11 protein-coding genes are annotated in these 11,463 nt (G+C 33.8%); 5 read left to right on the top strand and 6 right to left on the bottom strand.

Features of this window, described 5'->3' with window-relative positions; translation table 11 throughout:
• Positions 1-79 precede the first annotated feature (79 nt).
• Together BLP44_RS22070 and BLP44_RS22065 are read right to left on the bottom strand one after the other, a co-directional pair.
• Positions 80-1,564 carry a glycosyl hydrolase gene (locus BLP44_RS22070; RefSeq protein WP_170830269.1) on the bottom strand — a complete coding sequence of 495 codons (1,485 nt, stop codon included), beginning with the start codon at positions 1,562-1,564 and terminating at the stop codon, positions 80-82.
• Positions 1,565-1,773: 209 nt separating this feature from the next.
• Positions 1,774-2,646, bottom strand: coding sequence for a lysophospholipid acyltransferase family protein (locus tag BLP44_RS22065; RefSeq protein WP_091136391.1), 873 nt, complete (start codon positions 2,644-2,646; stop codon positions 1,774-1,776).
• A 112-nt stretch (positions 2,647-2,758) separates the two neighbouring features.
• Between BLP44_RS22065 and BLP44_RS22060 the strand changes: the two genes are divergently transcribed.
• A complete protein-coding gene (locus BLP44_RS22060; RefSeq protein ID WP_008467877.1) occupies positions 2,759-3,397 on the top strand; it encodes a rhomboid family intramembrane serine protease in 639 nt (212 codons plus the stop codon).
• 51 nt (positions 3,398-3,448) lie between these two features.
• The gene (locus BLP44_RS22055) at positions 3,449-4,141 is read left to right on the top strand and encodes an SIMPL domain-containing protein (protein WP_091136387.1); all 693 of its coding nucleotides are present in this window, start codon (positions 3,449-3,451) and stop codon (positions 4,139-4,141) included.
• A 352-nt stretch (positions 4,142-4,493) separates the two neighbouring features.
• Here BLP44_RS22055 and BLP44_RS22045 read toward each other — a convergent pair whose 3' ends face one another.
• Complete coding sequence (locus tag BLP44_RS22045) at positions 4,494-5,870, bottom strand: sensor histidine kinase (RefSeq protein WP_091136381.1); 1,377 nt, start codon at positions 5,868-5,870, stop codon at positions 4,494-4,496.
• A 249-nt stretch (positions 5,871-6,119) separates the two neighbouring features.
• On the opposite strand from BLP44_RS22045, the gene BLP44_RS22040 reads away from it, so the two are divergent.
• A complete protein-coding gene (locus BLP44_RS22040) occupies positions 6,120-7,097 on the top strand; it encodes a YheT family hydrolase (protein ID WP_008467874.1) in 978 nt (325 codons plus the stop codon).
• A gap of 9 nt (positions 7,098-7,106) precedes the next feature.
• Here BLP44_RS22040 and BLP44_RS22035 read toward each other — a convergent pair whose 3' ends face one another.
• The 3 genes from BLP44_RS22035 to BLP44_RS22025 form a co-directional block, all read right to left on the bottom strand.
• The gene (locus BLP44_RS22035) at positions 7,107-7,874 is read right to left on the bottom strand and encodes a DUF2490 domain-containing protein (protein WP_091136378.1); all 768 of its coding nucleotides are present in this window, start codon (positions 7,872-7,874) and stop codon (positions 7,107-7,109) included.
• A 519-nt stretch (positions 7,875-8,393) separates the two neighbouring features.
• The gene (locus BLP44_RS22030) at positions 8,394-8,729 is read right to left on the bottom strand and encodes a hypothetical protein (protein WP_091136374.1); all 336 of its coding nucleotides are present in this window, start codon (positions 8,727-8,729) and stop codon (positions 8,394-8,396) included.
• A gap of 115 nt (positions 8,730-8,844) precedes the next feature.
• Positions 8,845-9,561 carry a YqjF family protein gene (locus BLP44_RS22025; RefSeq protein WP_091136371.1) on the bottom strand — a complete coding sequence of 239 codons (717 nt, stop codon included), beginning with the start codon at positions 9,559-9,561 and terminating at the stop codon, positions 8,845-8,847.
• Positions 9,562-9,712: 151 nt separating this feature from the next.
• Between BLP44_RS22025 and BLP44_RS22020 the strand changes: the two genes are divergently transcribed.
• Complete coding sequence (locus BLP44_RS22020) at positions 9,713-9,970, top strand: hypothetical protein (protein ID WP_008467867.1); 258 nt, start codon at positions 9,713-9,715, stop codon at positions 9,968-9,970.
• A 313-nt stretch (positions 9,971-10,283) separates the two neighbouring features.
• Positions 10,284-11,453, top strand: coding sequence for a zinc-dependent alcohol dehydrogenase (locus tag BLP44_RS22015; protein WP_091136368.1), 1,170 nt, complete (start codon positions 10,284-10,286; stop codon positions 11,451-11,453).
• The last annotated feature ends 10 nt before the right edge of the window (positions 11,454-11,463 follow it).

Below are 11,463 nucleotides of genomic sequence, written 5' to 3'. Positions count from 1 at the left end.
TTTAAAATAAAAAAGCTCTTTAGATTTGTCTAAAGAGCTTTTTGTTTATTCAAAACTAATTTATTCCTAACGGAATGAATTAGTTCTTAATTATTTTGATCGATTTTTTAATATTTCCATACGAAGCGTTTACAATATAAACTCCTTTTGGAAGCTTGTCTCCAATTTTAATATCTTCATTCGTAAAATAATCTGCAGAAGAAAAACAGACATCTCCTTTCATATCAATTATTTTGATCGTTAAAGGTTTAGTAGTATTTGATTTAATATGTAAAGTGGCTTGCGTTTTTACAGGATTTGGATAAATCGTAAAACTGTCTTTTTCAAGCTCATTATTGTTAACGCCAAGATTGGCAACAGCAAAATCGATAAAATTAAAATTAAAATCATTTGATTTGAATTTGATTTTCAAATACACCTCGCCTTTTGGTAAAAAAACATCATTTACCGTTTTATTAGCAAAAGTCTGCCAGTCACCAGTTGGCGGAAAGGTTTCATCGGCTTTTACCACAACATCATTTACTAGAATGTCAAATTTGCCTGTCAATACGGGAGATGCCACTCTAAAAGTTAAGTTGTAGGTTCCAGCATTGGCAACATTCAGCATAAATTCGTTCCAGTCTCCTTCATTGATGAAACAAACATTTTGCCCCGTTCCAGAATCTGTTGTTGCCTGTAAACCAGTTCCTTTTCTTCTGTAATGTTTATTGGCAGTAATGCGACCTGGTATATTCATTTTTTTTGCCGTGTAAGGAACATTAATATATTCAGTTCCAATTGGTCTTAAGACACCACTTGTACCACTTAACAATTGTCCTTCTAACATATCGGTCCAAGTTGGATTTACTCTTCCGGTAAACCATGAATAGCGAAAAATATCAGGATCATTTTCATAGTTGGTTAAAATTTGTTTCATGAAAGCTGTTTTTTCGTCAGCGGTCTGTATAACTCTATTGGCAAACTCCGTAATCCAAAGCGGGCGATTGAATTGTTTTAAAATTCCTGTTACTCCAATCACAGATCCAGCAGTGGCATCATAAGTATGAAAAGCAATATAATCTACTTTACAGTTGGGACATAATTGGAAAAACTGATTGTGCCAAACAACAGGATCAGAAATTCCTCCGTAATTATTAGGGCCATTATAAGCAGGTGAGGCGCTTACAATTTCTAGATTTTTTGCAGCAGCAATTTTTTCAATATTTGCCCATGCATTTACTGCTTCTTGCGGTGTTAATCTTGCGCCGTCGGTAAAATTAGGTTCATTAAACGCCAAAAGATATTTGGCTCCAGGTTTTATTTTATTGATGAAAGTTTGTACGTCATTGTCGCTGATTTTTCCCCATGCCATTGGGACAAATTCAACTCCAAGAGATTCATAATTGGCTTTTAAATCGGCATCAGGTTCTGGCGACCAGTTGTACCACCAAGAAAGGCCTGGTTTTAAAGCTTGCATGTCGGCTTGGGAGTGGTATCCGTAAGCAATTCCTCGTTTCGGACTTTGAGCGAAGACAGAAAAAAAGAGAAAAGATACTAAAAATGAAAAAAATAGTTTTTGGATCATAATTAATGATTTTTGGTTCTTTTTAGATATTGGAGAAGAACCAAATTTAAATGGTTTCCTTTTTTTATCCATTCAAAAAAATCATTACAAAAACACATCAAATTAGATAAAGAGAGCGTATTTAGATATTTATTATTCAGTTTTAAAAGAAAAAGCCCGAAAAGCAAATGCTGTTTTTCGGACCTTCCATTTAAATTATTTTCTAAATATCATTCAATACGGTGTTTCCATCTTTTGTGTGTCCACAAATAAAATTCCGGAGCTTCTAGAATCTGTTTTTCCACTTCTTTTAAATACATTTCGGTGATTTTGAAATTTTCAAATTCTTTCGGATTATCTGCAAGCGAAATAAATGTAGCCTCATAATAGCCTCTTTTGACTTTTTTAACCTGCACAAATATCACAGCCAAATCATATTTTTTAGCTAGTGTTTCTGCGCCAGTATGTACAGGAACTTCAACTCCCATAAATTTCATCGAATGAAAAATTCTTTCCATTTTTGGTGACTGGTCACTTGCTAAACCGTACATGCTCAAAACTCCTTCACGCTGGTTTTTTGCCATTGTCGGAATCGCTTTTCGGGTTTCAATCATTTCGGTGTTGTATTTAGAGCGAATTTTTCTAACTAATCTATCAAAATAAGGATTGGCTAGTCTTTTGTAAACCGCAACTCCTTGAAAACCAAGTTTAGGATTTATGGTTAAAAGCCACTCATAACTTGCATAATGTGAAGCTACCAAAATCACGCTTTTTCCCTTTTTAGCATAATCGCGAACAAGATCAATATTGGTTACATGAAATCTTCTTTCCATTTCTTCAGGAGACATGCTCATGGTTTTAATCATCTCCAGGAACATATCACACATATGCTTGTAGAATTTCTTTTCTACAACTTTTCTTTCTGCATCGCTCAAATGAGGCAAAGTAAGCGCCAGATTTTCGCGCACTACTTTTTTACGGTATCCAATAACTTTATATACTAAAAAATATACAAAATCTGAGAATAGGTAAAATACAGGAAAGGGAAGTATAGAGATGAGCCAAAGTAAAGGGTAGGCTAAAATATAAACAAGAAATTGCATGTAAATTTTTTTTACAAAGATAAATTAAAAATGATTAGCGATTGATATTTTGCTTTCTTGCTAACTTATCTTTAAGAATGATTATATTTACCATTCACAATAATTATTATTTATGAATATTATTTTAATAGCGATTATCGTTGCGAACGTTGTTATTAGTTACAAAGGTTTTAACGATCTTTATTTTTTTAGAAAATACGAATTTCACGTGGGGAGCATTCGTTCTGGCGAACAAATCAGAATGCTGTCTTCTGGCTTTCTGCATGTTGATATGATGCATTTGATTTTTAATATGCTGACTTTGTATTTTTTTGCTCCTGTAGTTCTAGGCTGGCTTGGTAATTTTTCTTTTATCTTGGTCTATTTTGGAAGTTTAATTTTCGGAAGCCTTCTTACTATGCTCTTTCATAAGAACGATTATAGTTATAGAGCCGTTGGAGCATCTGGCGCTGTTACTGGAGTTTTGTACTCGGCAATATTATTGGAGCCTGACATGATGCTTGGAATATTTTATGTCATTCCGATGCCGGCTTATCTTTTCGGAATTTTGTATTTATTGTACTCAATTTATGGAATGAAGGCCAAAAATGACAATATTGGGCATACGGCACACTTTGGAGGTGCTATAGGCGGTTATTTAATTACCTTGATAAAAATGCCATCATTATTTACAGACCATACATTGATGGTAATTCTGCTTGCAATTCCGATTTTGATACTTTTTGGAATGGCAAAATTGGGAAAACTGTAAGCTTGGCACAACTTTTGGAATGCTCTTGTCAAACATTAAAATTTAACAAAAATGAAAAAACTAGTATTATTTTTAACAATCATGTTTATGACTATGTCTTACGGCCAAGAAATCAAACAAATACCTTTAATTAATGTTACTGGAGAAGGAAAAGTAAAAGTAGCACCTGATCAGGTTTGTATTTCAGCTTCTGTTGAAACAAAAGGGAATAATGCTAAAGATGTTAAAAAACAAAATGATGAAAAGATGGATGCTGTTTTAAAATTCATCAAAAAAATGAATATTCCAACAGCAGATTTCAAAACAAAGCAAGTAGCTCTTAATCCGCAATACGATTATGAGAAAAAGAAAACTTCTTATAACGCTACACAAACTGTAGAAATCGTGGTAAAAGATTTGACTAAGTACGATGAATTAATGGAAGGTTTGGTTCAGCAAGGAATCAATAGAATCGACAGAGTTTCTTTTGAATCATCTAAATTAGCGCAATATGAGTCTGAAGCTAGAAAATTAGCGATGAAAGATGCTAAAGTAAAAGCTGAAGAATACGTTTCTGTTTTAGGACAAAAAGTAGGTAAAGCATTTACAATTTCTGATAACTCTCAAGTTTACCGCCCACAGCCAATGTACGCTGCTATGAGAATGAAAGAAGCAGATGCAATGGGAGGAGCTTCGAACGAAACTTTAGCAATTGGAGAAATCGAAATTACAGCAAATGTTAGCGTAAGTTTTATGTTAGACTAAACGTTTCTAAAATTCCAAAATATTTTAAATTCCAAATTCCAAGTTTGGAATTGTAAAACCCAATATTTAAATCCAAATTCCAATTTATACTGGGATTTGGATTTTTTATTTTGGATTTTTCCTAAGGATTCACATATAGTTTGTTCTCCTGAGCGGAGTCGAAGGATCTTGTGCAAAATCATTATTGTGTGCTCATCGATATGTGTCCTCAACTCCGCTCAGGAAGACAAAAAATGAGTATTGGAATTTGAAATTTTTAGAATTGGAATTTAAGTATTGGAATTTGGAATTTTACTAGTGCGGTTGCTTCGTTCCTCGCAATGACATAAAATGAGAATTGGAATTTGGAATTTTAGTTATTGGAATTTACAATAGGAAGCGTAAACCTAAATGTGCTTCCTTTTCCTTGTTCGCTTTCTACTGAAATTTCTCCTTTATGAATGTTTACAAATTCTTTGCAGAGCAGCAATCCGAGTCCGCTTCCGAGTTCGTTTTCTGTGCCTTTCTGAAGTACTTTTCCGTTGATTTTAAATAACTTTTCTTTGATGTAATCAGGAACTCCGATTCCGTTATCTGTAATAGAGATTTCTGCTTTCTGGTTAGTTTTAATCAGTTTTAGTTTAACTTCTCCATTCTTACCTGTAAATTTAATGGCATTGCTCAACAAATTACGTAAAATGGTACTAATCATATTTTTATCTACTTCTGCCTCAACCAAAAAAGCCGATTCAAATTTGATGTCTATATTTTTACTTAAAGCGACATTTCTGCTTAGTTCAATATTTTCCTCAATTAAAGCATTTAGCAATATATTTTTAGGATGAAAAGTAATCATTCCGGTTTGGACTTTAGACCATTCCAAAAGATTTTCGAGCAGCTTATAAATGTTTTTATTTGAGTCATGCAGCAGTTCTGATATTTCTTTTATTTCTTCACGGCTGTACTGTTCTATATTTTCCAGCAAAATTTCGGAAAGAGATACCGATGATCCTAAAGGCCCTCTTAAATCATGTGAAATAATAGAGAAAAATTGGTTTTTGTCATTCAAAAGCTTTTTGATTTTATGATCCTGTCTTTCTTTTACCAAAAGCAAAAAGCCAACAATTCCGATCAAAGTAAGAAGAAACAAACAGATGCTGTATAAACTATCAAAAGTATTGTTGGAAATAATAAGATTTTGGGGATATAAGTATCGGTGAATTGTTCGTATTACAATTAGAATTTCAAATCCTGTGTAGCACAAAACATAAAAAGTCTTGAAAAAGCTTTTTTCTTTTTCTGTGAAGTAAATGATTGTAGGCAATAAATAAATAGCAAAAATACCAATCCCTCCAAGGATAACACGGGTATTCATTGAGGCATAAAAAAGCGTCGAAATATTAAAAAGCAATATCGCAACCGCTGTAATAGCTATCTGAATTTGAAATTGCCTTTTTGCATGTCCTTTAATCAGCGATAGCATGGCAAGGGTTTCGAAGCAGCAGGCGCCAAAGATCATTGAATTGGCAATATTGATGGAAGCAAAGTCGGGAATAATATTTCGTAAAAGAGCCAATATCCAAGCAAGAGTCAGTATTAATTTACCTAAACCAAACCATTTTAATATTTTTCTATTATCGCTAGTAGCGTACGAAAAAGAAAAACTGAATATAAGTATGCAGGTAAAAAAATTACCCCAGAAATAAAGCAGAAAAATGGTTTTTGGATCTACTGGTAAAAATTCAAACATTAAAAGGATTTTGCTTTTTTGAAATCGATTTTACAAATATACAAATAAAGTAAACATTCAGACCTGAGTTGGCGCTTCGTGAGCCGTGTTCCAGCATATTTAACAATTAGTTTTCTTTAGAATCAGTACTGCTTTTTTAAATTTACATACTGTTAAATTATTAAAAAAGGGCACAAATAAAAAGAAAGAATTAAATTACATGTTGATTGATTTCTTAGCTTTGTAAAAAGTACCACAAAACTCTTTGTTATGCCACTAATTGAACATTCAGAATATGATTCTCCTTCGATTATTCATCGCAACAGGCATATTTCTACCATATATGCTGCCTTGATTAAAAAGTTTGAAGTGCCTGAATATACAAGAGAAAAGCATGAATTGAATGACGGAGATTTTATCAACATCGATTATATTTTAAATGGCTCAAAAAAAGCAGTTATTTTATGTCACGGTTTAGAAGGTGATTCGCGAAGAACATATAATAACAGTTGCGCAGCCTATTTTTTGCAGAAAGGTTTTTCGGTTTTTGCTTGGAACAACCGCACTTGCGGAGGAGAAATGAATCGACTTCCAAGATTGTACCATCACGGAGCAGTTGACGATCTTGACGAAGTGGTTCGGTTTGCTTTGAAAAAAGGAATTGAAGATATTTATTTGATAGGATATTCGATGGGTGGCGTTCAATTGCTTAATTATTTGGGCTGGACAAAAATCGATCAGCGCATAAAAGCTGCAGTTTCTATTTCGGTGCCAACGCATATTGCGACAAGTGCAGAAGTGCTTAAGCAAGGCTTTAATAGAGTGTATCTAAAGAATTTTACCATTGATATTAAAAAGAAACTGAAATACAAGGCGGCACAATTTCCTGATTTCATCAACCGTGATCAGATTGATAATATTTCTTCTTTTGACGAAGTAGATCAATATTTTACAGCCCCGCTTCATGGTTTTGCGAGCCGTGATGATTATTATGAACGTGTTTCTCCAGAGTTTTCTCTTAAAGATATTACAATTCCGGTTTTAATTATCAATTCGCTAGACGATCCATTTCTGGGCGAAAGATGTTACCCGAGAACGATTGCCAAAGACAGCGCCTATGTGTATCTGGAAACACCTAAATATGGGGGACATTGTGCTTTTCCGCTACGTGATTCTGAATATTCATATGCTGAGAAAAGAGCTTTTGAGTTTTTTGAATCTTTCAGGTCTAACAATACTTTGGTTTAGAAATAAATTTTATTCATCGCCAGAATTCTCAATTTCAGAAGGTGCTTTTTTCCTAATGCTGGTATTCAGATAAAAAAATAATCGTATTGTGTGATTCATGTCGTACTGATATCCAGAGTATTTTTGCTGATAGACATTCATATAGCCAAAATCGTAACTCCATTTCGGATTAATATTTTTTCTAATTCCGATAAAAAAGCGGTTTTGATCGAAAGTATTGTAAACGACTTCTTCTCCAAAATGCAATAGAATCTCATCTGAAAGAACCATTTGCGGCCACGATTTTTTATCAGAAATCCGGAAAGTAAAACTCATCAGGTAACGAATTCTATTGGTGAAACGCCAATCGCCACTGGATCTATCATTGACGATTTTTTCCTGCCAGCGCTGTTCATTTCGTAGACGCTGCAAAATGCTAAGATTTCCGAATTTTGTGTTTAATTGCGCCTGCTGATAAATCCTATTTTCATCAGAAAAAGTATTCCAATCAGGATTTGATGGCGCTAACCACATGTGTGCATATCCTAGATTTAGTGAAATATTTGAATTTGGAATATAGCTGATTCCGCCTCTTATAAAATAAAAACTGGGATCGGACACAAAATCATTCCGTCTGATATGAAAGTCGCCAATTACACCCCAATGGTCAGCAAATTTGGTAACCGTATTGATAGAAACCCAAGTCTGAAGCTGCTGGTTAATTTCTTTTTCCTGCGCTTGCCCAAATGCATTTAAGGAAAGCAAGAAAATCAGGATTCTGATAAAATTGGTTTTCATAAAAAACACTTAGAAATTAGTAAAAAGTTAATTTCTCTAGAATCGGTTTACTGGCATTCGTTTGTTTAAGTAAAGATATTCTTTTTTAACGAGAAATTATATCGTTTATTTAAGTTTTAATTTGTTTTATATCAGTTGTTTATGTGCTTTAAAAAAAATAAAATTTGTCTGTAAATTATTAAATATGAGTACTCCAGCGCATGAAAAGAAAGATTCTACTAAGAGAGAAATGACTAAATCTTTTGAATCATGATGACCAAAATTTTTTCCGGTTCTATTGCTAATCTTGATTATCGAATTTATTGCCTGTAACCCATTTTATAAAAGTGGTTCGTCTTATTGTTTTAAAAGGAAGCGGTTTGCAAGAAGTGGGAAGTGAGCTTTTTTACTTATTTATTTTTGCCATTGTCTTGAATTCATTGGCGATTTATAACTACAAAAAAACAAGTTAAATAAAATGGTACTCAAAGACCATTAAAAGTAAAACCCCGTTTGAAAGTTTCAAACGGGGTTTTACTTTTATAAATTCCGATTCGGATCTGTTCCTGTTTCATCTCCTTCTAAATTCTCTCGAGTCAGTTCATCATCGTCAATGTCTTCCTCATCTTCCTCATCCTCAAATTCTTCATCGAATTCGTCACCTCCTGGACCATCATCATCAAGTTGCTGATTGTTGATTTCATCTTCGTCAAATTCGTTTCCGTAATCTGGCTCTGCAGTATCACTTATAGAATGATCTGCTGGCGGTGCATCAATATCGATATCATCATATTGATGTTCATTTTCATATCGGGTTTCGTCATCTTGAAAATATTGGTCTTCTGGACTGTAATTTTCTTTTTCATTTAAATTCATAGTGCTATTTTTAAGTTGTTATTAATTATTGTTTCATGTAAAAATAGCGTTAGCATGTACGTAAAATTTATATGACCTATCCTTTGCAATTATATAATTTACAGTTTGTTGCATTTTAAGTTTGTACTTTTCCCCATAATACTACTTGAGTTCTTTCTGCGTAGTGAATTTTATCAGGATATGTATTGATTATAAATTGCCCAGCCTCATACCAAATGTCTTGTATTTTGACGTTTAGATCCAAAAGTTCCCATTCTTTATGATGAATATCAAAACGGCAAATTTTGCTATTGCAGATTTCATATAAGGAATGTCTTTCGGAGAGCCATAAATCTAAATCGGTTTTTTGAAGAGATGCTGTTTCCCCAATTTTAAAACCAAGAAGATGATTTTTCTTTACATTTTGAGAAGTAAGATGATTTCCTGAACGTTCAATTTCTGCTTTTTCATAAGGAAGTCCGATAAAAAGTCTAGAAAACAATACTTCGATTAATTTATTGGTTTCAATAGAAAATAAATAGATACCAGGAATTCCGTCTTTAATAACATACGTTCTAATATTAATTTCTTCAAAATTTGAAATGTAAGGCAAAGGAGGAAAGTATCGTAATCTCATATTTTTCACTTCAAAAGAAACAAGAGAAACCCATGCCATTGAAGAGTAAGTGTCTAGCTGTAAATCTTTAGGAATATATTTCTCCAAAAAATATACTGGGACTTCCCAATGAAAAAAAACAGTGTGATGCCACTCCTGATAGTATTTCCATTTTCTTTCAGGCAAAGCATATTGTCTGTTTTCGGTAGAATTTAGTATTTGCTTTATTGAGGCCATTGAGATGATATTTTAAGTGATTTGTTTTATGGTAATCATGTAATAACGAGTGTTTTATAGTGTAAATAACTATTGTCTTTCTTTATAAAATTTGCAACGAGACATCACTAAAGTGTCTCATAAACAAATTGTTAATTTAAAATTGATTGTTATGAAAAATTTATTTTTAATTGGTTGTATGCTTTTGTGTTTTAGTTTTGCATCAGCTCAGGATACAATTCCGGGGAAGAAAAAATCTTCTCCAAAAACTGATACTGTTCATCATAAAAAGAATAAGCAGTATCCTTCAACACGAAAGACTGATACAGTCAACAAACAGCGTACTGATAAAAAGAAAGGAACTCCAAAGTCAACTAACCCGACTACTGTTCCGCCAACGAGAGACTCAATTAATGGCACAAGACCATAAATGTTGCTTCTCAATTTTATTGTAAATGATGAGGCCTGTTTTTATTTAAAACGGGCCTTTGTTTTTTTCTAATTGATTCAAGATATCAAATTCAATTCTTCGTGATAAATATAAACTTACCATGCACACCGTTTTTTATATAATTTGTAATACTATGCTGCATGATTTTCATTTTCATTGGTTTTATCATATAAAATGTAGGTTTTCCATTTGCACATTAGAGACTGTATTTTGTAAGAGTAACTATTAATGATGTAATCACAACTTGTTTGTTTATAGTTAATTAGTAATAATTAATTTAAAAATTATTATTATGAAAGCAGCAGTTATTCATGGACCTGGCTCTATCAAGTATGATACAGTCGACGATCCGATTTTAAAAGAAAAAGACGATATAATTTTGAGAGTGACCTCTACCGCAATCTGCGGATCTGATCTTCATATCTATTCAGGAGGAATTCCGCAGCCACGGCCTATGGTTTTAGGTCACGAATTTATGGGTATTGTAGAAGAAACAGGATCTACAGTTACGAATCTCAAGAGAGGCGACCGTGTAGTGGTTCCGTTTCCTATCGCCTGTGGGAGTTGTTTTTTCTGTACTCATGATTCGCCTGTAAATTGCGAACACAGTAATACGGAAAATTATGGGCCTGAAGGCGGAATTATGACTGAGAAAGGCGGAGCACTGTTTGGCTATACTGATTTATATGGAGGTTACGATGGAGGTCAAGCACAATATGTTAGAGTTCCTTATGCTAATTATGGTCCGAGGATAGTGCCTGAAGATTTATCAGACGAGCAGGTGCTTTTCCTGACTGACATTTTTCCCACTGGTTATACGGGGGTTGATTGGGGAGAGGTAAAAGGCGGGGAAACCGTCGCTATTTTTGGAGCTGGTCCTGTTGGAATTATGGCTGCAAAAAGTGCATGGCTTCGTGGCGCAGGTTTAGTTATTATTGTAGATACACTGCAATACCGACTGGATAAGGCTAAAGCAACAACCGATTCGGTTACTTTACTTTGGGAAGATGGCCCAAAAGATGTTATCGAGCAGATTCGAGCAATGACCAACGGACGCGGTGCAGATGTCTGTATTGATGCTGTTGGTTTTGAACCCGACCGAAATATAGCCGATCGTATAAAAGCAACTATCAATTTTGAAAAAGGATCGATTAAAGTATTAGAAGCTTGTATGAGTGCCGTGAGAAGAAACGGAATAGTATCGGTATTGGGAGTGTATCCTGTTAATTATGATAATTTTCCTTTAGGGCAGTTTTTTGACAAGGGAATAGTTTTAAAGGGAGGACAGGCACCTGCACACAAACACATAGACAAACTTTTAGATTATGTGGTTCAGGGAAAAGTAAAACTTGATGATATTATTACCCACAGGCTTCCACTATCTGAAATTTCACATGCATATGATATCTTCAAAAAAAGAGAAGACGGCTGTGTCAAAGTGGTTTTAGATCCTTGGAAATAATTTTAAAGGT

The organism is Flavobacterium anhuiense, assembly GCF_900101855.1.
In the GTDB taxonomy this organism is placed as follows: Bacteria; Bacteroidota; Bacteroidia; order Flavobacteriales; family Flavobacteriaceae; genus Flavobacterium; species Flavobacterium anhuiense.
This window is presented reverse-complemented; position numbering and strand designations above follow the sequence as displayed.